Source organism: Variovorax sp. GW531-E2 (assembly GCF_059423125.1).
Genome location: NZ_JBWKXQ010000035.1, coordinates 29,900 through 51,119, shown reverse-complemented (window position 1 = coordinate 51,119; position 21,220 = coordinate 29,900). Strand labels below are relative to the sequence as shown.

Genomic DNA, 21,220 nt, shown 5'->3' with positions numbered 1-21,220 from the left:
TAGTCTCGACCCACTCAAGAAAGCCATCCCCATGCGCCACCTTCACCACGCTCCGCACCACCATCACCACCGCCACGCCCCGCGCGGCGAACACGAAGACGGCCTGGCCGGCGGTGGCCGCGGGATGCGCGGCGGGCGCGGCGGCGGTGCGGGCCGGGTGTTCGGCCACGGCGGGCTGCGCTTCGTGCTGCTGCAGCTCATTGCCGACAAGCCCTCGCACGGCTACGAGCTCATCAAGGCCATCGAAGACCGTCTGGGCGGCACCTACGCGCCAAGTCCCGGCGTGGTCTACCCCACGCTCACGCTGCTGGAAGAGCTGGGCTACCTGAGCGTGGAAACCGCCGATGTCGGCGGTCGCAAGCGCTACAGCATCACGCCGAGCGGCCAGGAGTTCCTGGCTGCCAACCGCGAGACGGCCGACGCCATGATGGCCCGCATGGCGGGCGGCGTGGACGGCGCCGGCCCGCGCGCCGGACGGCCCCCGCAAGTCACCCGCGCCATCGAGAACCTCAAGCTCGCGATGCGCCTGCGCCTCGGCGGCGCCCCCCTCACCGAACAACAAGCCCACGAATTCGCCGCGGTGCTCGACAGCGCCGCACAACAGCTCGAACGCATCTGAACCAACCTGACATGACCGACTTCACAACCGCTACGCCCTCCTCCAACACGCCCGACCGCACGCCCCGCCGCGTGCGCCACGAACTGCGCTTTCGCCAACTCACGGTGAAGACCGTGCAGCGCGTGACGCCGCACCTGATCCGCATCACGCTGACCGGCGACGCGCTCCAGGGCTTCACCAGCCCCGGCTTCGACGACCACGCGAAGCTGTTCTTTCCCGATGCCGTCACCGGCCAGCTCACGCTGCCGACCGCCGGCCCCGACGGCCCCGTGTGGCCCGAAGGCGGGCGCCCCGCCATGCGCGACTACACGCCGCGCCGCCACGACGCACAAGCCAACACGCTGGAGATCGACTTCGCGCTGCACGACGCCGGCCCCGCCACGCAATGGGCCGAGCAGGCCAAGCCCGGCGACATCGTCGGCGTGGGCGGCCCGCGCGGCTCGTTCATCGTGCCGACCGAATTCGACTGGCACCTGCTGATCGGCGACGACACCGCCCTGCCCGCCATCTCTCGCCGCCTGGCCGAACTGCCGGCCGGCGCGCGCGTGGTGGTGCTGGCGGAAGTCGACAGCGCAGCCGACGAGATTCCCTTCGAGACGCAGGCCGAGCTCACGCTGCGCTGGGTGCACCGCCAGGGCGCCGCGCCGGGCCTGAGCCCCGTGCTGGTCGACACGCTGAAAGCGATGACGCTGCCAGCCGGCGACTTCCACGCCTGGGTGGGTTGCGAATCGGCGATCGCGAAGGCGCTGCGCGCGCACCTCGTGGGCGAGCGCGGCGCGAACCCGAAGTGGGTTCGGGCGTCGGGTTACTGGCGTCGCGGTGCCGTGGCGACGCACGACACGCACGACGAATAAGGAAAGCGCGATTCAGTCGCGAAGCCCGGGGCCGGGCTTCGTGCTAGAGCCAGCCGACGCGCTTGAACCGGTAGTAGAGGTAGCCGCAGGTGCTGACGATCAGCCCCAGCGCCATCGCGTACCCATAGCGGAATTTCAGCTCCGGCATGTGCTCGAAGTTCATGCCCCAGATGCCCGCAAAGGCGGTGCACACCGCGAAGATGCTGGCCCAGGCGGCGAGCCGCTTGGTCACTTCGCTCTCTTCGATGGTGACCATCGAGAGGTTCACCTGCACCGCCGTGGCGATGGTGTCGCGCACCGCGTCGATGGAGCCGTTGATGCGCACCAGGTGGTCGCCCACGTCGCGAAAGTACTCCTGCGTGCCCACGCAGATCTGCGGCACGCGCCCGCCGTGCAGCTTGCCCGCCGCCTCCACCAGCGGCGCCACCGCACGCTTGAGGATGAGGCTGCGGCGCTTCAGGTCGTACAGCTGCTTGATCTTGTCGCGCGCCGCGCCGCCCTGGGCAAAGATCTGCTGCTCGATGGATTCGAGTTCCACTTCGAGCGCGTCGATCACCGGAAAGTAGCGGTCGACCACCGCGTCCATCAGCGCATAGAGCACGAAGCCCGCGCCATTGCGCAGCAGGTCGGGCTCGCGCTCGCAGCGCTCGCGCACGCCCAGGAAGCCCTGCTGGCTGCGGTTGCGCACCGACAGCACGTAGTTGCGGCCGACGAACACGTTGACCTCGCCCACGTTCACGCTGTGCCCACCCTCCCCCTCGGCGTCGGTCGAAGGCTCGACCAGGTGCATCACGACGAACAGCGAGTCGCCGTACTCCTCCACCTTGGGCCGCTGGTGGCCGTGCTGGGCGTCTTCGACGGCCAGCGGGTGCAGGTCGAACTCGTCCTGCATCTGGGCCAGCTCTTCGGGCGTGGCGTCGCTCAGCGCCACCCAGACGAAGCAGCCGGCGCGGGAGATGTAGTCGCTGATGTCCTCGACGGGAATGTCGGCGAGCTTGGCGCCGTTTTCATAGGCCACGCAGTTGATCAGCATCGGAGCACTTCCATCGTCGAACTTGAAGGAGGTCAGGCCGCCGCATCGGTCGGTGCGGTCGCGGCCAGGCGGGCCGTGTCGGCCAGCGAGGCCTCGATGGCCTGCGTCTCGCGCGCGAGCAGGGCCAGCCCCTGGTCGGCGAACGCGCGGTGGCTGGCCACGTCGGCCCACAGGCTCGCCGCAGCTTCGGCACACGTCAGCGACGTGAAGCGGATGCGGCCCTTGGCCAGCGCGACGAAGCGCTGCTCGCGCAGCGGATCGGCCCGGTCCCAGGCGCCGCCGATGAGCACGCGCTTGCCGCGCTTGATGCGCGGTTCGCGCTCGGCGAAGAAAGGCAGCTTGGCGCCGAACCAGCCCGGCAGGCCGGTGTTCAGCGCGGTGTCGAAAGCCGAGGGCGCGGCGTTCGCCTTGGCAAATTCGCGCAGCGTGCCGAGCTGGTAGAGCGCCGGGTCCTTGGCGCCGCCCGTGCCCTCGACGGGCCGGATCACGGTCGGGCCGCTGTTGCCCGCGCCCGGTCGCCCTTCAGGCCGTTTCGACTTGCGCAGGTCCGCCAACTGGGCCGGCGACATGCACAGATACAGCGCCGCGAGGTCAGCGGGCAGGGTGGCGGTGTCCGGGAGCGCGTCCGCTGCAGGGCCTTTGATTTCATCCGACGGGGCCATGGGCGCCTTTGTTCTTCACGCGGGGTTTGCGCCGGGGGATTTTAGGAGGGGCGGTGCAGGCCGCCCGGCCGCGTCAGTGCTCGGGGCCGCCCTGCCCCTGCGGCTCGGGCGCCGGGGCCGGCAGCCATTGCAGCTCGTCCGGCAGGTACGGCCGCGACCAGCGCATGCCGTCCAGCCGCACGCGCAGCGTGAGCCCCCGCACGGTGGTCACGGTGCCGGGCTGCCCGTGCACCAGCACCCTGGCGCCCTTGCGGGCAGGCACATGAAATCGTTTCCGGATGTCCTCGTAACTCACTGGGGTCTCCATCGATGAAGGTCGCGTGCGCCCGCGTAGTCATGCGCATGCGCATGACTACGCACGGGGGAGCTGTCTGGATTCAGGGGAATGCGGCCAAAGTGGACGCGGCGGGGGCGTCGGTGCGGGGAGGCCGGCGCGCACGCCGATGGCCGTCCCCGATAATGACCCGATCCCCGGGATGCGCAGCGCGCACCCTCTTTTCTTCTCCACGGATTCAATGACCTTACCGGTGAAAAGCACCAAAGATCAAGCCCCCTCGGCTGGCGATTTCTCCGGGCACACGCCCATGATGGCGCAGTACCTGGGCCTCAAAGCCGACCATCCGGACACCCTGCTGTTCTACCGGATGGGCGATTTCTACGAACTGTTCTGGGCCGACGCCGAAAAGGCCTCGCGCCTGCTCGACATCACACTCACCCAGCGCGGCCAGTCGGCCGGGCAGCCGGTGCTGATGTGCGGCGTGCCCTTCCACTCGGTCGACACCTACCTGGCGCGGCTCATCAAGCTGGGCGAGTCGGTCGCCATCTGCGAGCAGGTGGGCGAGGTCGGCGCCAGCAAGGGGCCGGTCGAGCGCAAGGTGGTGCGGGTGGTCACGCCCGGCACGCTGACCGATTCGGAACTGCTCAACGACAAGAGCGATTCGCTGCTGCTCGCCGTGCATGCGGGCACACGCAACTTCTGCGGCCTGGCCTGGCTCAGCGTGACGGGTGCCGAGCTGCGGCTGGCCGAGTGCCCGGCCGATGCGCTCGAAGCCTGGATCGCGCGCATCGCACCGAGCGAACTGCTGTACAGCGCCGAGGTCACGCCCGCCTTCGAGCAGCGCCTGAAGGCCGCGCGCGCGGCCGTGCCGTTCACGCTGTCGCTGCGTCCGGCCTGGCAGTTCGATCCCGGCCTGGGCGAGCGCAAGCTCAGCGAGCAGATGGGCAGCCACAGCCTCGCGGCGTGGAACGCCGAATCGCTGGGCAACGCGCACGCCGCCGCCGCCGCGCTGCTGGGCTATGCCGAGCACACGCAGGGCCGCGCGCTGTCGCACGTGCAGCGGCTGTCGGTGGAACGCGACGGCGACCTGATCGAGCTGCCGCCCACCACGCGCCGCAACCTGGAGCTGGTGCAGACGCTGCGCGGCGAAGACTCGCCCACGATGTTCTCGCTGCTCGACACCTGCATGACGGGCATGGGCAGCCGCCTGCTCAAGCGCTGGCTGCTCTCGCCGCGTCGCGACCGCAGCGAAGCCCAGGGCCGGCTCGACGCCATCGGCGCGCTGCAGTCCCCCGGGCCCGGCGCCACGGCCGCGCCCTGGCGCACGCTGCGCGAGCAGCTGAAGAACACCAGCGACGTGGAACGCATCGCGGCGCGCATCGCGCTGCGCCAGGTGCGCCCGCGCGAACTGGTGGCGCTGCAGCTCGCGCTGGCGAAGGCCGAGCAACTGGCGCCGCTGCTGCCGGGCGCCGCCGCGCTGCTGGCGCAGATCACCGAACGCCTGGCACCGCCGCCGGGCTGCGCCGACCTGCTGGTGCGCGCGATCAAGCCCGATCCGTCGGCGCTGGTGCGCGACGGCGGCGTGATCGCCACCGGCCACGACGCCGAGCTCGACGAGCTGCGCGAGATCAGCGAGAACTGCGACGACTTCCTGCTCAAGCTCGAGATCAGCGAGCGCGAGCGCACCGGCATCAGCAACCTGCGCGTGCAGTTCAACCGCGTGCACGGCTTCTACATCGAGGTGACGCAAAGCGCGCTCTCGAAGGTGCCCGACAACTACCGCCGCCGACAGACGCTGAAGAACGCCGAGCGCTTCATCACGCCCGAGCTCAAGGCCTTCGAAGACAAGGCGTTGAGCGCGCAAGACCGCGCGCTGGCGCGCGAGAAGTGGCTGTACGAACAGCTGCTCGACGCGCTGCAGCCTTCGGTGCCCGCGCTCACGCAGCTGGCCGGCGGCATCGCCGCGCTCGACGCGCTGTGCGCGCTGGCCGAACGCTCGCACACGCTGAACTGGCGCGCGCCGACCTTCGTGTCGCACCCGTGCATCGAGATCCAGCAGGGCCGCCACCCGGTGGTGGAGGCGCGGCTGGCCGAGAAGTCGTCGGGCGGCTTCATCGCCAACGACACGCAGATGGGCCCGCAGCAGCGCATGCAGATCATCACCGGCCCGAACATGGGCGGTAAGTCGACCTACATGCGGCAGGTGGCGATCGTGGTGCTGCTGGCCTCCATCGGCTCGCACGTGCCAGCCACGGCCTGCCGGCTCGGGCCGATCGACGCGATCCACACGCGCATCGGCGCGGCCGACGACCTGGCCAATGCACAGTCGACCTTCATGCTCGAGATGACCGAGGCCGCGCAGATCCTGCACAGCGCCACGGCGCAGTCGCTGGTGCTGATGGACGAGATCGGCCGCGGCACCAGCACCTTCGACGGCCTGGCGCTGGCGGCCGGCATCGCGGCGCAGCTGCACGACCGCAGCAAGGCCTTCACGCTGTTCGCCACCCACTACTTCGAGCTCACCGAGTTCCCGGCCACGCACCACGGCGCGGTGAACATGCACGTGAGCGCGACCGAGTCGGGCCGCGACATCGTGTTCCTGCACGAGATGCAGCCGGGCCCGGCCAGCAAGAGCTACGGCATCCAGGTGGCGCGCCTCGCGGGCATGCCCGCGGCGGTGGTCAACCATGCGCGGCAGGCGCTCGACGCGCTCGAATCGCAGCATGCGCAAACGCGTGCGCAGGTCGACCTGTTCGCGCCGCCACCGGCCACCGAAACCCCCATGGCCAGCGCCGTAGAATCCGCGCTGGCTGCCCTCGACCCGGACGCCATGAGCCCGCGCGAAGCCCTCGACGCGCTCTATGCCCTCCAGAAACTGAACGCACGTGAACGCAGTACCGCATGAGCGGGCCCAGTTCCTGCAAGGCGAACCCATGACTTATTGCGTAGGCATCAAACTCAACGCCGGCCTGGTGTTTCTCTCCGACTCGCGCACGAACGCGGGGGTCGACCACATCAGCACCTTCCGCAAGATGATCGTCTACGAGCAGCCGGGCGACCGCGTCATGGTGCTGCTGTCGTCGGGCAACCTGAGCATCTCGCAGTCGGTGCGCGAAATTTTGCAGATCGAAGAGCTGCGCGAAACGCGCGAAGACGGCACGCAGGGCGAACCCATCACCATCTGGAACGCCAAGAGCATGTTCGACGCCGCGCGCGTGCTGGGCTCGGCCGTGCGCCATGTGTACGACCGCGACGCCGAGGCGCTCAAGCATGCGGGCCTGGACTTCAACGTGTCGTTCATCTTCGGCGGGCAGGTCAAGGGCGAAGGCATGCGCCTGTTCCTGGTCTACGCCGCGGGCAACTTCATCGAAGCGACCACCGAGACGCCCTACTTCCAGGTGGGCGAATCGAAGTACGGCAAGCCCGTGCTCGACCGCGTGCTCACGCCCGAGACGCCGCTGGACGAAGCCGCCAAGTGCGCGCTGGTGTCGATGGACTCGACCATGAAGTCGAACCTGTCGGTCGGCCTGCCGCTGGACCTCGTGGTGTACGAGGCCAACAAGCTCGAGACCGACCGCGTGATCTGCATCGACGCCGACAACCCCTACTACCGCATGATGCACAACAGCTGGGGCCAGAAGCTGCGCGAGGTGTTCGACAGCATCGAAGACCCGGTGTGGGACGACAGCGCCACCGAACACCCGCTGCGGATGCCGGCCACGCGCCACAGCCCGCTGCGAAAAATCTCGACCCCCGACGAAAAGCTCATCTGAATCTGTCCGTGCCTCCTGTCATCTTTTCGCACGGCAACAGCTTTCCGGCGAGCACCTACCGCGTCGTTCTCGACAGCCTTCGCAACCGGGGCTTCGAGGTCGACGCCATCGAGAAATTCGGGCACGACCCGAAGTACCCCGTCACCGACAACTGGCCGCACCTGGTGCAGCAGCTGGCCGACTTCGCCAAGCTGCGTGCCGACCGCGCGGGCGGCCCGGTGTTCCTCATCGGCCATTCGCTGGGCGGCTTCCTGAGCCTGATGTGCGCGGCGCGCCACCCCGAGCTGGCACGCGGCGTGCTGCTGATCGACTCGCCGATCCTCGGCGGCTGGCGCGCGAACACGCTCAACGTGGTCAAGCGCACGCCGCTCATGAAGAGCATTTCGCCCGGCGCCGTGAGCCGCAAGCGCAAGAACAGCTGGGAGCACCGCGAGGCGGTGTTCGAGCACTTCCGCAGCAAGAAGGCGTTCGCGAAGTGGGACGAGCAGGTGCTGCACGACTATATCGACCACGGCACCTTCGACAGCGAAGACACGCGCTCGCTGAGCTTCGACCGCGACGTGGAAACCGCCATCTACAACACGCTGCCCCACACGCTGGGCGCGCTGCTGCGCCGCCATCCGCTCAAGTGCAAGGCGGCCTTCATCGGCGGGCGCCAGTCGGTCGAGATGAAGCAGGTGGGCATGGCGATGACCGAGCAGGTCACCAAGGGCCGCATCACGATGCTCGACGGCAGCCACCTGTTCCCGATGGAAAAGCCGCTGGCCACGGCGGCGGCCATCGAGGCTTCGCTGCGCAACCTGATGTAGGTGGTGTTCAGGCGGTGCGGCAGGCGACCGCGTCGCCGACGCGCAGCACACCGCCACGCAGCACCCGCGCCGTCACGCCGCCATGCCCGCGCATGGCGTTGTAGCCACCGGGGCCGAGCAGTTCTTCCATGCGCGAGCAGGGCTCGCAGGGCCCGGTGATCTCGAGCAGCACCTCGGGCCCGAGCGCCAGCACCAGCGGCTGGTCACGAAACAGCGAGCGCGCTGCCAGCAGGTTGAGGCCCGACACGACGAGGTTGCGGCGCAGCAGGCCGGCATCCACACCCTCCATGCGCTGCGCGAGCGCCGCGACAACCGGCAGATGCTCCGCCTGGATCAGCGTGACCTGCCGCTTGCCACCGCCGCGCCCCGCACTGCTGCGGTCGCCGGCCAGGCCCAGCGCTTCGATCGCCAGCACCTCCTGCACCGACTCGACGGGCGTGCGCCGCGCGGGGCGCAGCAGGATGGCGTCGAGCCGGCCAGGGTGCGGGAACTGCCGGGTCAGGGCGTGGAGGTCGGGCATGCGCCGCATTGTCCACGCGGACTTTTTTTGCGCACCGCTGTCGGCCCGCCGCATACTGGCGCGTCCTTGGGGTTGAACCTGCCTTCTTCGAAGCGACACGCACCGCGCCGACGATGACCACCACCGAGCTGAGCTGGATCGCCACCACGCTGACCGCCGCGCGTCCGCGCGCGGTGGCGGCGCTGCTGCGTTACTTCCGCGACCTGGACACGGCCGAGGAAGGTTTTCAGGAAGCCAGCCTGCGCGCGCTGCGGCACTGGCCCGAGCACGGGCCACCCGACGATCCGCTGGCGTGGCTGATCCTCGTGGGGCGCAACGCGGCGCTCGACGAGCTGCGGCGGCGCGACCGGCACGATCCGCTGCCCGAAGCCGACGACGGCGACGCGGACATGGCCCTCGACCCCGACCTCGCCGAACAGCTCGACCAGTCGCACTACCGCGACGACGTGCTGCGCCTGCTGTTTGTGTGCTGCCACCCCGCGCTGCCGCTCGCGCAGCAGATCGCGCTCGCGCTGCGCATCGTCTCGGGGCTGTCGGTGCCGGAGATCGCACGCGCGTTCCTGGTCGGCGAGCGCGCGATGGAGCAACGCATCACGCGCGCCAAGCAGCGCGTCGCCGCGGCCGGCCTGCCCTTCGATGCGCCCGGGGCGCGCGAACGTGGCGAGCGGCTGGCGGCCGTGGGCGCGGTGGTCTACCTGCTGTTCAACGAAGGCTATGCGGCCAGCGGCGGCACGGCCCATGTGCGCGTGGCGCTGTGCGAAGAGGCGATCCGGCTCGCGCGCCTGCTGTGCGACCTGTTCCCCGACGAGCCCGAAACCGCCGGCCTGTGCGCCCTGCTGCTGTTGCAGCACGCACGCGCCGATGCGCGGCTGGACGCGGGCGGCATGGTCGTGCTGCTCGAAGACCAGGACCGCACGCGATGGCACCGCGCGGCAATCGACGAGGGGCTGGCCCTGCTCGATGCCGCGCTGCGCCAGCGCCGCATCGGGCCGTACCAGCTGCAGGCCGCCATCGCGGCCACGCACGCACGGGCCGCGCGCGCCGCCGACACCGACTGGGCCGAGATCGACCGGCTCTACGCCGGGCTCGAGAAGCTGCAGCCCTCGCCCGTGGTCACGCTCAACCGCGCGGTGGCCGTGGCCAAGGTGCGCGGGCCCGAGGCGGCGCTGGCGATGGTCGACGGGCTGGCGGCGCCGCTGTCGGCGTACTTCCACTTCCACGGCCTGCGCGGCGGGCTGCTGATGCAGCTGGGCCGCAGCGACGAAGCGCGCCGCGCTTTTGCCGACGCGCTCGCACTGGCCCGCACCGCCGCCGAGGCCGCGCACATCCGCCTGCTGCTCGACCGCCTCGGCGCGGGCGCCTCTTCCGACTCGCTTCAAGCAAAGGACGAACGATGCTCTATTCCATCCTGATCTACGGTTCCGAAGCTGCGGCGGCCGGCTGGGCGCCCGAGGTCGAAGACGAGATGCTCGAGCGCCACACCGACCTGCGCGACGAGCTGCAGGCCGCCGGCCGGCTCGGCACCGTGCTGCGCCTGATGCCCGACACCGCCACCACGGTGCGGCACGCCGGCGCCGCGCACCCGCTGGTGACCGACGGGCCGTTCGCCGAGACGAAGGAGCAGCTGATGGGCATCTACATCGTCGAGTGCGAGTCGCTCGAAGACGCGCGGCATGCCGCGCGGCGGCTGGACTTCGAGGGCGGCGTGTTCGAGATCCGTCCGGTGACCTGGTACGACCCGGGCGTGATCGCGCCGCGCATCCCGCAGGTCTGAAAAAATCCCACTGCGCTGTCGGATCAGCTGGGCCTGCGCCGTCCTTGGAACGAGCGCCCGCATGTCGCGGGTCGCCATTCACGCCAAGGAGAAGCTCTCATGCCCTCGAATGCCCTGTCTTTGAAAGACCGCTGCGCCGTGATCCACGGCGGCAGCGGTGCCCTCGGCGGCGCCGTCGCCCGCGCCTTTGCACGCGAAGGCGCCCGCGTGTTCGTCACCGGCCGCAACCGCGACAAGCTCGACGCGGTGGTGCGAGACATCACCCAAGTCGGCGGCCGCGCGCAGGCCGCAGTGGTCGACGCGCTGGACGAGGCCGCGATGCTGCGCCACGCAGCCGAAGTGGCCGAACAGGCCGGCGGCATCGACCTCGCATTCAACGCGGTCGGCGTCTTCCACGTGCAGGGCCGGCCGCTGGCCGAGCTGTCGCTGGAAGACTTCTTCCTCCCTGTCCACGCCTACACGCGCAGCAACTTCCTCACCGCCAAGGCCGTGGCACCGCACATGGCGGCGCGCGGCGGCGGCGTGATCCTGTCGGTGTCGACGCCCGCCTCGCGCCTACCCGGCCCCGGGTACCTCGGACATGCCGTGGCCTGCGCCGGCGTGGAGGGGCTCGCGCGCCACATGGCGGGCGAGCTGGCGGCCTTTCGCATCCGCACGGCCTGCATCCGCTCGCACGCGATCCCCGAGGCGGTGGCCGCGGGCTCGCACAGCGGCGAGGTGTTTCGCCCGGCGGCCGAGCGCATGGGCCTCACGGTCGAGCAGATGCTGGCCGCGCGGCCCGAGGGGCTGCTGGTCGAGCGCCTGCCCTCGCTGGAGCAGCTCGCGGGCACCGCGGTGTTCCTGGCCTCGCCGCTGGCCGGGGCCATGACGGGCGCAATAGTCAACCTGAGCGGAGGGGTCATCCTCGATTAGGGTTGTGGTCGCTTTGAATTAACATCAAGATACAAATAGGAACTTTAGAAACAGTCGTTTCATTTAAGAAAAAACGTTGCACCACGTACACCACGGCTCAAAAATGTCGTCCTATGTCTGCCCCTCTCCTGGAAGACGTTGAAGTGGTCTCGCTGAGCCCCGCGCTGGTGGTCGAAGACGATCCGGCGATGCGCGAGCGCCTGGCGTACGTGCTGTCGACGCTCGGATGCGACGAGCCCCAGATCGCCTGGGCCGACAGCCTGACCTCGGCCCGCTCGCTGCTGGAGCAGCAGCATTTCGGCGTGGCGCTGGTCGACATCGGCCTGCCCGACGGCAGCGGCGTCGACCTGATCGAGTGGATGCACGTGCACCACCGGCTGGTGCCCGCGGTGGTGATCTCGGCCTGGCGCACCGAGGCCGTGATCTTCGCGGCGCTGCGCGCCGGCGCCATCGGCTACCTGCTGAAGGAACGCGACGACCTCGAACTCAGCATCGCGCTGCGCAGCATCGAGCAAGGCGGCGCACCGATCGACCCGGCCATCGCCCGTCGCATCCTCGGCTGGGTCGCGACCCAGCTGCCCGGCCTGCCCTCGCCGCCCGACGACCCGTCGCTGACGCCGGCCACCACGCCCGTCATGCTGACGCCGCGCGAGCGCAAAATCCTCGAGCTTGTGTCGCAAGGAATGAGCAACCGCGACATGGCGGAGGCGCTGTCGATCTCCAGACTGACCGTGGAATGCCACACCAAGAACATCTACCGAAAGCTGGCCGTCAACTCGCGCACCGAGGCGGTCTACCAGGGCCGAAGGCAGGGCTTGCTGCGCTGAGGTTCCTTGCGGGCCTCCTGCTGTGGGCCCTGTGGGTGCTGCTCTCGACGGGCAGCGCACACGCACAAACACCGGTGGTTCCTGAACTTCGCGCCGAAGCCGCACGCGGCACCGGCTGGGACGACACGACCCCGCCCACCGACGGCTGGACACCCGTCGCCCTGCCCGACAGCTGGGCCACGCGCTGGCCCGGCTTCGACGGCGTGGTCTGGTACCGGCTGACCTGGGAGCAGCCCGCGCCAGTGACCGAGACCGGGCTGCTGCTGCACTACCTGAACATGGCCGGCGAGGTCTCGCTCAACGGCACGACGATCTGGCGCGACCGCAGCCTGGTCGAACCGCTCACGCGCGCCTGGAACTCGTCGCGCTACTGGGTGCTTGCCGCACCGCAGCTGCGCGCCGGCACCAACACGCTGCTCGTGCGCGTGTCGGGCCTGTCGGCCTACCAGGCCGGGCTGGGGCCGGTGAGCCTGGGCACGCCCGCGGCCATGCAGGCCGAGTTCGGCCGCGAGCAGCTCATGCGGCGCGACCTGCAGGTGTTCGGCCTGGCGACCAGCGCGGCGGTGTCGGCCTTCTTCGCGGCGTGGTGGCTGCTGCGGCGGCGCGAGACGGCCTACGGCTGGTTCGCGGCGATGTCGGTGCTGTGGCTGCTGTTCGGCTACAACCAGATCGCCACCAGCCCCTGGCCCTTTGCCAGCAACCACAGCTGGCAGGCGCTCAACACCTCATTGCTGCTGTTCTTCAGCGTGTCGTACGGCGTGTTCGTGCTGCGCTTTGCCGGGCGGCGCCTGCCGCGCCTGGAGATCGCGGCGTTCGCGGTGGCGGCCATCGGCGTGCTCGACCTGTGGTTCGCGGGCACCGCCAACCTGCCCACCCACCGCGCGATCTGGACGCTGGTGGGCGGCCTCACGATCATCGTGGTGAACAGCAGCGGCATCTTCCACGCACTGCGCCACCGGGGCAGCCCGATGCGTTCGCTCGCGCCGTTCATGGCGGTGTCGGCGCTCACGGGCGCGCACGACCTGCTGGTGTTCACGCAGGTGATCGACAGCAACATCTACTACACGACCATGTCCTCGTACGTGCTGCTCTTGGGCATGGCGCTGACGCAGGCCGGGCGCTTTGTGCAGAGCCTGCGGCGCATCGAGAACTTCAACACCGAGCTGATCGAGGAAGTGAACGCCGCCAAGGCCGAGCTCGCGTCCACGCTCGCGCAGCAGCACGCGCTGGAGCTCGCGCACGCGCGCATCGGCGAGCGCGTGGCGCTGGTGAGCGACCTGCACGACGGCCTGGGCGGCATGCTGGTGGGCAGCATCGCGACGCTGGAGCGCACGCCGGAGCACCTCAGCGCGCCACAACTGCTGGCGATGCTCAAGAGCCTGCGCGACGACCTGCGGCTGATCATCGACGCCACCGGCCGCGACGACGGTGCGCGCGCGCTCGGCGAGCTGCTGGCGCCGCTGCGCTACCGCAGCGCGCAGCTGCTGGACGCCAACGGCATCGACTGCCGCTGGAAGGTCTCGGGCATCGACACGCTCGAACTCGCGCCCTCGCAGAGCCTGGACCTGATGCGCTTCCTGCAGGAGGCGCTGACCAACGTGCTCAAGCACAGCGCGGGCCGGCGCGTGGACGTGACGGTGGCGCGCGCGGGCGCCGAGCTGCAGCTCAGCGTGCGCGACGACGGCCGCGGCTTCGCGGTGGACGGCGTGAGCGGCGGCGCGGGGCTGCGCAACCTGCGGGCACGGGCACGCCGCCTGGGCGCGCAGCTGCAGCTGCAGTCGCGCCCCGGCGAGACGCAGGTGGTGCTGCGGATGCCCCTGGGCGGCGCGGCGCCTACTTGACCAGCGCCAGCGTGCCCTTCATGAGCGACGCGTGCCCCGGGAACGAGCAGAACCACGCATAGCTGTCCCCCGCCTTGAGCTTGCTCACGTCAAAGCTCACGGCATCGGTCTCGCCGCCGCCGATGACCTTCGAATGCGCGATGACGCGGGCATCGCCCGGCTTTACGTAGGCCTTGTCCAGCCCCGCGCCGATGCCGTCCGCCGCCACGCCCTGCGCGTCGGCGGCCTTGCTCAGCACCCAGTTGTGGCCCATCGAGGCCTTGGGCAGCTTGCCGACGTGCTTGAGCTTCACGGTGAACTGCTTGCAGCTGGCCGGCACCGCGATGGCGGTCTTGTTGAACTGCATCGCGTCGTTGCCTTCGATCTCGATGTCGCAGGTGGCGGCCAGCACGGGGCCGGCAAGCAGCGCCGTGAAAAGCAGGGCCGCGGTGGTTCTCGTCTTCATCACATGGTTCCTTCGGTGAGGTGCCGATTCGGCACGCCCCACTGTGCGGTGGGCGTGCCGCGAAACACTTGCGATGAATCAATGCGCGGCGAAAAGCCTCAAAGCTCGAGCACCAGCCGCCCCTCGCAGGCGCGAGAACAGCAGGCCATCATCTTCGTGTTCGCATCGCGCTCACTGCGCGTGAGCACCACGTCGCGGTGATCGACCTTGCCGGCCAGCACGCGCACTTCGCACGAACCGCACAGGCCTTCCTCGCAGTCGCTCTGCACATCGACGTTGGCCGCGCGCAGGGCCGTCAGCAAGGTCTGGTCGGGCGGCACGGTGATGACGAGGCCGGAGTCTTTCAGCTCCACCTCGAAGGCATGTTCCTTCGACGGGTCGAGCGTGGCCAGCGTCGATTCGAAATGCTCCACGCGCAAGGCGCCTTCAGGCCATGCGGCGCAGCAGTCTTCAAGCGCTTCGAGCATGCGCAGCGGGCCGCAGGCGTACACCTGCGCGCCGGGCACGGGCGTGGCCAGCAGCGCGCGCAGGTCGTTGCGCCGGCCTTCGTCGGCCGCGTGCACATGCAGGCGCTCGCCGTGCAGCGCGGCCAGTTCGTCGACGAAGGCCATGCTCGCGCGGCTGCGGCCGCTGTAGTGCAGCTCGTAGTCCATGCCCAGCGCCTTGGCGCGCCGCGCCATCGCGCTCACGGGCGTGATGCCGATGCCGCCGGCGATGAAGATCGCCTTCGGCAGCGACTCGTCGAGCCGGAAGTGGTTGCGCGGGCCGCGGATGCGCAGGCGATCGCCCGCCTTCACGTTCGCATGCACCCAGGCCGAACCGCCACGGCCTTCGGGCTCGTGCAGCACGGCGATCTCCAGCGCATGGGCTTCGTCGGGGTCGCCGCACAGCGAATACTGGCGCGACAGCTCGGGCGTGCCGCATTCCACGTCGATGTGCGAGCCCGGCGTCCAGCGCGGCAGCGGCTTGCCATCGGGCGACACCAGGCGCAGCCGCACGATGCCGTCGGCCACCGGCGTCACACGCTCGACCACCACGGGCCGCGCGATGGCGTGCGCCGACGGCTCGCCGATGCGCACGGGCACCTGCACGTCGCGCAGGCCGGCGTTGGCACGCTCGGGGTTGGCGCGCGGGTCCCACTCGACCCACAAGTGCTCAGGGCCGCGGAACGAGGTGTTGGGCACGTAGCTGAAGCGCTGCTCCGACAGGCGCATGTGCGGCATACGGCGCGTGAACTCCTCCAGGAAGATCTGCATCTCCATGCGCGCCAGGTTCTTGCCCATGCACTGGTGCGAGCCGTAGCCGAAGGTCAGGTGGTCGCTGGCGTTGTCGCGCCGGATGTCGAACAGGTCGGCATCGGCGAAGTGGCCTTCGTCGTGGTTGGCCGACGAGGTGACGATCAAGAGGCGCGAGCCTGCCGGCAGGTCGACGCCGCCGACCTGCGTGTCTTTGGTGACGAGCCGGCGCCAGGCGGCCACCGAGCCGTTGTGGCGCAGGCACTCTTCCACCGCGTTGGGAATGAGGCCCGGGTCGTCGCACAGCTCCTGCCACACCTGCGGGTGCTGCAGCAGCAGCTTCACGGCGTTGGCGGTGGCGTTGGCGGTGGTCTCGTGCGCGGCCACGATGCCGGCCATCATCATCGAGTGCAGGTACGAGTCGGTGACGACCTCGGGGTGCTGCATCTGCTTGCGGATGCCGTACTGCATCCAGCCCGGTGCGTCGGGGTCCTGGCGCATCTTGTCGAGCACCTTGCCGGCGTACTGCCAGAAGTTGCCGACGGCGTGCGCCACGGCCACCTGCTCCTCGGGCTTGGGGCGGCCCCAGGTGTTGACGGTGTGCGCGATGGAGTATTTGCGCAGCGTGTCCATGTCTTCCTCGGGCACGCCGAGAAAGTGCAGCGCCACGGTGAGCGGAATCTCCCACAGCATCTGGTCGACGAGGTCGGCGCGGCCGTCGTCGATGAAGCGGTCGACATAGCTGCGCGCGAGTTCGCGCACCAGCGGCTCGTGGTGCTTCAGCGCCTCGGGCGTGAACGGGTCCATGAGCGCGCGGCGGCGCGGCATGTGGGCCGGCTCGTCCTCGTTCACCAGCGTGCGGTTGAGCGCGAAGCCGTAGCTTGCGAGCACGGCGTTGGCTTCTTCGCCGGTGGGCGTGATCTTCTCCAGCGCGTTCGACGGGCTGAAGGTGAGGTTGTCGCGGAACACCGCCTTGATGTCGTCGTAGCGCGTGATCACCCAGTAGCCCAGCTTGGGGCTGTAGAAGATCGGCTCCTGCTCGCGGGCCCAGCGCACGTACTCGGGCGGGTCCTGCTGGTAGCCGTCCTCGAAGGGATCGAACTCGGCGGCGCGCTGGCTCACGGGGCAGCCGGTGGGCGTGCGCTCGGCGGAGAGCGCCCCGTGCGCGACGGGGCAGCCGGAGGTGCGCGAAGGCATGGCGGTATCGGACATGGCAGCAGACTCAGTCGAGCGTGATCTTCAGGTCGCGGATCAGCTTGTGCCAGCGCGCGGTCTCGGCCTTGAGCAGCTCGGTGTACTGCGCGGGCGTGTTGCCCACGGGCTCGACGCCGAAGTCGACCATGCGCTTGTTCACCGAGGGCTCGTGGATGGCGGCCACCAGCTGGCGGTTGAGCGTGTTCACCACGTCGGCCGGCGTGGCCGCGGGCACCACCACGCCGACCAGCGCGGCGGCCTCGACGTTCTTGTAGCCGAGCTCGGCGAAGGTGGGCACGTCGGGCAGCTGCGGCAGGCGCGTGGGGTTGGCCACGGCCAGCGCGCGCACCTTGCCGCCCTTGATGAAGCCGGCGCCGGCGGCCATGTCGACCATCATGGCCGGCAGCTGCCCGCCGACCACGTCGGCCAGCGCGGGCGCCGCGCCGCGGTACGGCACGTGGACCATGAAGAGCTTGGCCTCGACCTTCAGCAGTTCCATCGCCAGGTGGTGCGGGCTGCCCGCACCGGCCGAGGCGTAGTTGATGCCGCCCGGCTTGGCCTTGGCCTGGGCGATGAAGTCCTTGGCGGTGGCAAAGCCCGAGTTGGCGCCGACCACCAGGATCATCGGGAACTTGCCCATCAGCGTGACGGGCGCCAGGTCCTTCGTGGGGCTGTAGCTCAGCGACTTGTACAGCGCCGGGTTGAACACCAGCGTGCCGTTGTCGGCCGAGAGCACGGTGTAGCCGTCGGCCGGGGCGCGCGCGGTTTCGGCGGCGGCCAGCGCGGTGTTGCCGCCCGGCTTGTTGTCCACCAGCACCGGCTGGCCGACCTGCGTCGACAGCGTCTGGGCGACCGTGCGCGCGAGGAAGTCGGAGCCGCCGCCCGCTGCGTAGGGCACGAGCCAGCGGATCGGCTTGGCGGGGAAGGTGGTCTGGGCGCTGGCGGCAGTGGCCAGGGCAGCCAGGGACAGGACCGCAAGGCCGCGGGCGAAGTGCTTCTTCATCGGGGTGTCTCCGGGGTGGAAATTGTGTATTGCGTAATTATCATACGCATTGCGTAATCACCAGACCACGGGTTTACCCGGCCACCGAGGCCGCCACCTAAGATGAGGACGACATGACCTCCCCCGCTGAAGCACCCTCTTCCCCTCCCCGCGAGCGCCGCCAGCGCGTGCAGTCCGCCGAGACCGGCATGGCCGTGCTCAAGGGCCTGGCGCACCTGGGCGGGCGCAGCAGCCTCACGGCGCTGGCCACCCACGTGGGCGAGAGCCCGGCCAAGGTGCACCGCTACCTCGCGAGCCTGATGGAAGAAAGCCTGGTGCGCCAGGACACCGCCTCGCAGCACTACTACCTGGGCCCCGAGGCGATCCAGATCGGCCTGGCTGCCATGCGCCAGGCCGACCCGATCCGCGCGGCCGAGCCCTGCCTGATCCGCCTGCGCGAATCGCTGGAAGTGACCTGCTTCGTCGCGGTGATGGGCAACAAGGGCCCGACCATCGTGCGCTTCGAGGAGCCGGGCCTGCCGGTGACGGTGAACGTGCGCGCCGGCTCGGTGATGTCGATGCTGTGGTCGGCCACCGGGCGCGCCTTCCTGGGCCTGCTCGACGAGTCGCGCGTGGTCGCGCTGGCCGAGCAGGAACTGGCCGACGCCACCGAGGACATGCGCGCGCTGCTCGATGCCGACGACCCCATCGGCGCGCTGCGCCGCGAGGTGCAGCAGGCGCACTGCGCCATCGTGCGGGACACCTACCTGCGCGGCATCAGCGCCGTGGCGGCGCCGGTGTACGACTACGCGGGAAGGGTGTGCGCCGTGATCACCGCGCTGGGTGCCACGGGCGGGTTCGACCCGGCCATCGACGGGCCGATCGCCATCGCCGTGCGGCGGGAGGCGAAGGCCGCCGGCGCGCTGCTGGGCGCGGCGGCCTGAAGCTGCCGGCTTATTCCGCCCAGACCACCGCGCCGGTCCACGCCGTGGCCAGCACCACGATGCCGAAGGCGATGCGATACCAGGCGAACGGAATGAAGTTGTGCGTGCTGATGTACTTCAGCAGCCAGCGCACGCACAGCCATGCGCTGATGAACGAGAAGGCCAGACCCACCGTGAACATCGGAATGTCGGCCACCGACAGCAGCGCGCGCTCCTTGTAGAGGCTGTAGGAGCCCGCGCCGATCAGCGTCGGAATGGCCAGGAAGAACGAGAAATCGGTCGCCGCCTGGCGCGACAGGCCCAGCAGCATGCCGCCGATGATGGTCGAGCCGCTGCGGCTGGTGCCGGGGATCATCGCGAAGCATTGCACCAGGCCGACCTTGAGCGCGTCCCAGGGCGTCATGTCGTCCACGTGCTCGACGCGCACCGAACCGGGCGGGCGCTTCTCGGCCCACAGGATGATGAAGCCGCCGATGATGAAGGTGCTGGCCACCACGGTCGGGATGAACAGGTGCGCCTTGATCATCTTGCCGAACAGCAGGCCCAGCACCACCGCGGGCAGGAAGCCGATGACGATGTTCAGCGCCAGCCGGCGCGCCTTGGGCTGGCGCGGCAGCGCCACCACGGTCGAATGGATCTTCTGCCAATAGACCAGGATCACCGCGAAGATCGCGCCGGTCTGGATGGCGATGTCGAACACCTTGGCCTTGGCGTCGTCGAAGCCCAGCAGCGAGCCCGCAAGAATGAGGTGGCCGGTCGACGAGATCGGCAGGAATTCGGTCAGACCCTCCACGATGCCCATGACAGCGGCCTTGACCAGCAAAACGATATCCACGCGTACTCCTTGAAAGAGCGGCAATTATGGCGAGGCCATCGGTCAGGCCCTGTTCAGGCGCCGTTCCGCCGGTGGAACGCAAGGCAGCTCTCCTACGGAAATACCTAGTTCAGGTGATGTTCGACCTCGGCGCGTTAATACATATTGATAACAGTTATTCATCTGCGTCCGAAGGAGCATCCATGTCAACGTTCACCACCGGGAGTGAACTCGAGGCGTGCGTCGCTGAAGAACGCCCCTCGACGCTCGACGACCATGTCGAAGACCGTCTCAAGAGCCCCTGCCAGCTGGAGCGGGAGCAGTGCCACGGCATGCTGCGCGTGGCCGAAGCCACCGGCGCCTCGGCTCACGAGCTGCGCCAGCTGACGCAGCGCCTGGCCGACATCGACCGCTGCGGCGCCAGCGCCTGCATCGTCGCGCAGGGCCATGTGGAGGCCGACCGCATGGCTTCCGGCCTGCAGGCCGACGCCGCCCTGTGCATCGACTTCCGATTGCTGGAGCCGCTGGGCCCGGCCCATGACAAGAAATGGTTTGCGCGCTGGAAGTTCTGGAGCTTCCTGCTCGGCGCGGCCGGCCCGGTGGCCGCGCTCACGCTGCAGGGCCTGGCGTTGCGGCCGGCCGAACCGCACGACGCGCACGCCGACCTGGTCGCCAAGTCGCGCAAGGTGCTCGAAAGCTGGCGCCGCACCTCCGACACCCTCTTCTGGCACGCGGTGGAAGACTACGTGCGCCAGCAGGCCTTCTCGCTCGAGACCCAGGCCTACCTGATGCACTGCGTGGCGTCGGTCTTCGCCGCCGACGCGCCCGTGCTGTGCGACGCCGAGCGCGAACGGCTGGCCTCCGTGCTCACCGACACCTACTGCGACGCGCTCGGCACGGCGGCGACCATGCCCTCGTCGGACATCTACCGCCGCCTGGCGCAGGGCCTGGAAACCGACAGCGGCAACGCCGGCCCGGGCCGCCCGCTCGCGCGCGGCGAAGCGGCCCAGGTGGCGATGACCACGCTGTTCACGGTCGTCGGCAACGGCGGCTCACACTGAAGCTGAAGCGCGTCGGCGCAGCGCACGCACCGCGCTGTCGACCGTCGTCAGCACCGGCAGGCCGCTCGCTGCCTCGCAGGCGCCACGCGCCCGCGCCATGCTGAACTGAGCCAGGGCAATGCGCGTGCAGCCGCGTGCGCGCAGCGCGGCGGCCTGTTCGGCGATGAGCGCATCGTGGCGCTGTGCATCACCCGCATCGAGCGCGGCCAGCGCGCCCTCGGCCAGCGCGAGTTCGAGCGCCATGCCCGCAGGAAACTCCGGCGGCATCGATTCCAGCGTGCGCGCGAAGGTCGCGATCAGGCCCAGGCGGCCTTCGCCCTGCACGGCCTCCTCGATCATGGCCTCGTTGGGCTTGAGCACCGGAATGCCCGCGTGCCGCTGTGCCACCGCCTCGATGCACGGCCCGAAGGCCGAGCAGGTGAAGAGGATGCCGCGCGCGCCCGTGTCCACCGCGTACTGCGCCAGGCGCTGGAAGCGCTCGTGCATCGCCGCGTCGAGCCCCTTGCCGTCGCGCGCGAGGTCGGCCGAGAGGCTGTCGTCCAGCAGGTTCATGCGCACGGCCTCGGGCCAGTCGCGCGCGAAGGCTTCGTTGATGGGCGCGACGGAATGCGAGAGCGCGTGGATGAGGGCGATGCGTGTCATGA

Annotated in this window: 21 protein-coding genes; 12 read left to right on the top strand and 9 right to left on the bottom strand. The window is 69.7% G+C overall.

Features of this window, described 5'->3' with window-relative positions; translation table 11 throughout:
- The first annotated feature begins 31 nt into the window (after positions 1-31).
- Together AC07XP_RS20095 and AC07XP_RS20090 are read left to right on the top strand one after the other, a co-directional pair.
- Positions 32-619, top strand: coding sequence for a PadR family transcriptional regulator (locus AC07XP_RS20095; protein ID WP_062474958.1), 588 nt, complete (start codon positions 32-34; stop codon positions 617-619).
- 11 nt (positions 620-630) lie between these two features.
- Positions 631-1,473, top strand: a complete 843-nt coding sequence (locus tag AC07XP_RS20090) for a siderophore-interacting protein (RefSeq protein WP_495265658.1) — start codon at positions 631-633, stop codon at positions 1,471-1,473.
- A gap of 43 nt (positions 1,474-1,516) precedes the next feature.
- On the opposite strand, the gene AC07XP_RS20085 is transcribed toward AC07XP_RS20090, so the two are convergent.
- The 3 genes from AC07XP_RS20085 to AC07XP_RS20075 form a co-directional block, all read right to left on the bottom strand.
- Positions 1,517-2,506, bottom strand: a complete 990-nt coding sequence (locus tag AC07XP_RS20085) for a magnesium and cobalt transport protein CorA (RefSeq protein WP_307589033.1) — start codon at positions 2,504-2,506, stop codon at positions 1,517-1,519.
- Positions 2,507-2,538: 32 nt separating this feature from the next.
- On the bottom strand, positions 2,539-3,168 hold the full coding sequence (locus tag AC07XP_RS20080; protein ID WP_495265657.1) for a hypothetical protein: 630 nt from the start codon (positions 3,166-3,168) through the stop codon (positions 2,539-2,541).
- A 73-nt stretch (positions 3,169-3,241) separates the two neighbouring features.
- Entirely contained in the window at positions 3,242-3,430 is a 189-nt protein-coding gene (locus tag AC07XP_RS20075; RefSeq protein ID WP_390342593.1) for a polysaccharide deacetylase, read from the bottom strand.
- A gap of 253 nt (positions 3,431-3,683) precedes the next feature.
- Here AC07XP_RS20075 and mutS point away from each other — a divergent pair, with 253 nt between their 5' ends.
- From mutS to AC07XP_RS20060, 3 genes are read left to right on the top strand one after another with little or no spacing between them, the layout of a single operon-like run.
- Entirely contained in the window at positions 3,684-6,350 is a 2,667-nt protein-coding gene (mutS, locus tag AC07XP_RS20070) for a DNA mismatch repair protein MutS (protein ID WP_495265656.1), read from the top strand.
- Between the two features lie 28 nt (positions 6,351-6,378).
- Complete coding sequence (locus AC07XP_RS20065; protein ID WP_062474940.1) at positions 6,379-7,218, top strand: proteasome-type protease; 840 nt, start codon at positions 6,379-6,381, stop codon at positions 7,216-7,218.
- A gap of 2 nt (positions 7,219-7,220) precedes the next feature.
- Positions 7,221-8,027 (top strand): alpha/beta fold hydrolase, encoded by an 807-nt coding sequence (locus AC07XP_RS20060; protein WP_206167908.1) that lies wholly within the window; start codon positions 7,221-7,223, stop codon positions 8,025-8,027.
- Positions 8,028-8,034: 7 nt separating this feature from the next.
- Here AC07XP_RS20060 and AC07XP_RS20055 read toward each other — a convergent pair whose 3' ends face one another.
- The gene (locus AC07XP_RS20055) at positions 8,035-8,547 is read right to left on the bottom strand and encodes an MOSC domain-containing protein (RefSeq protein ID WP_495265655.1); all 513 of its coding nucleotides are present in this window, start codon (positions 8,545-8,547) and stop codon (positions 8,035-8,037) included.
- Between the two features lie 113 nt (positions 8,548-8,660).
- Here AC07XP_RS20055 and AC07XP_RS20050 point away from each other — a divergent pair, with 113 nt between their 5' ends.
- The 5 genes from AC07XP_RS20050 to AC07XP_RS20030 all read left to right on the top strand — a co-directional run bounded on the left by AC07XP_RS20050 (position 8,661) and on the right by AC07XP_RS20030 (position 13,901).
- A complete protein-coding gene (locus AC07XP_RS20050) occupies positions 8,661-9,959 on the top strand; it encodes an RNA polymerase sigma factor (protein WP_495265654.1) in 1,299 nt (432 codons plus the stop codon).
- The gene (locus tag AC07XP_RS20045) at positions 9,941-10,321 is read left to right on the top strand and encodes a YciI family protein (RefSeq protein ID WP_070062632.1); all 381 of its coding nucleotides are present in this window, start codon (positions 9,941-9,943) and stop codon (positions 10,319-10,321) included. Before AC07XP_RS20050 ends, AC07XP_RS20045 begins: the two co-directional genes overlap by 19 nt.
- A 99-nt stretch (positions 10,322-10,420) precedes the next feature.
- On the top strand, positions 10,421-11,233 hold the full coding sequence (locus tag AC07XP_RS20040) for an SDR family NAD(P)-dependent oxidoreductase (protein WP_495265653.1): 813 nt from the start codon (positions 10,421-10,423) through the stop codon (positions 11,231-11,233).
- A gap of 113 nt (positions 11,234-11,346) precedes the next feature.
- Entirely contained in the window at positions 11,347-12,060 is a 714-nt protein-coding gene (locus AC07XP_RS20035) for a response regulator transcription factor (protein WP_095948901.1), read from the top strand.
- On the top strand, positions 11,970-13,901 hold the full coding sequence (locus AC07XP_RS20030; protein ID WP_495265652.1) for a sensor histidine kinase: 1,932 nt from the start codon (positions 11,970-11,972) through the stop codon (positions 13,899-13,901). The genes AC07XP_RS20035 and AC07XP_RS20030 overlap by 91 nt, the downstream gene beginning before the upstream one ends.
- On the opposite strand, the gene azu is transcribed toward AC07XP_RS20030, so the two are convergent.
- The 3 genes from azu to AC07XP_RS20015 all read right to left on the bottom strand — a co-directional run bounded on the left by azu (position 13,894) and on the right by AC07XP_RS20015 (position 17,778).
- Positions 13,894-14,346, bottom strand: coding sequence for an azurin (gene azu, locus AC07XP_RS20025; RefSeq protein WP_495265651.1), 453 nt, complete (start codon positions 14,344-14,346; stop codon positions 13,894-13,896). The genes AC07XP_RS20030 and azu overlap by 8 nt on opposite strands.
- A gap of 98 nt (positions 14,347-14,444) precedes the next feature.
- Positions 14,445-16,793, bottom strand: coding sequence for a cytochrome P450/oxidoreductase (locus AC07XP_RS20020; protein ID WP_495265650.1), 2,349 nt, complete (start codon positions 16,791-16,793; stop codon positions 14,445-14,447).
- Positions 16,794-16,803: 10 nt separating this feature from the next.
- The gene (locus AC07XP_RS20015) at positions 16,804-17,778 is read right to left on the bottom strand and encodes a Bug family tripartite tricarboxylate transporter substrate binding protein (RefSeq protein ID WP_095746145.1); all 975 of its coding nucleotides are present in this window, start codon (positions 17,776-17,778) and stop codon (positions 16,804-16,806) included.
- A gap of 113 nt (positions 17,779-17,891) precedes the next feature.
- Between AC07XP_RS20015 and AC07XP_RS20010 the strand changes: the two genes are divergently transcribed.
- Positions 17,892-18,701 (top strand): IclR family transcriptional regulator, encoded by an 810-nt coding sequence (locus AC07XP_RS20010; protein ID WP_095948905.1) that lies wholly within the window; start codon positions 17,892-17,894, stop codon positions 18,699-18,701.
- Between the two features lie 10 nt (positions 18,702-18,711).
- Here AC07XP_RS20010 and AC07XP_RS20005 read toward each other — a convergent pair whose 3' ends face one another.
- On the bottom strand, positions 18,712-19,536 hold the full coding sequence (locus AC07XP_RS20005) for an undecaprenyl-diphosphate phosphatase (RefSeq protein WP_495265649.1): 825 nt from the start codon (positions 19,534-19,536) through the stop codon (positions 18,712-18,714).
- Between the two features lie 182 nt (positions 19,537-19,718).
- On the opposite strand from AC07XP_RS20005, the gene AC07XP_RS20000 reads away from it, so the two are divergent.
- Positions 19,719-20,576, top strand: coding sequence for a hypothetical protein (locus AC07XP_RS20000; protein ID WP_495265648.1), 858 nt, complete (start codon positions 19,719-19,721; stop codon positions 20,574-20,576).
- Here AC07XP_RS20000 and AC07XP_RS19995 read toward each other — a convergent pair.
- Positions 20,568-21,218, bottom strand: a complete 651-nt coding sequence (locus tag AC07XP_RS19995) for an aspartate/glutamate racemase family protein (RefSeq protein ID WP_495265647.1) — start codon at positions 21,216-21,218, stop codon at positions 20,568-20,570. The genes AC07XP_RS20000 and AC07XP_RS19995 overlap by 9 nt on opposite strands.
- Positions 21,219-21,220 lie beyond the last annotated feature (2 nt).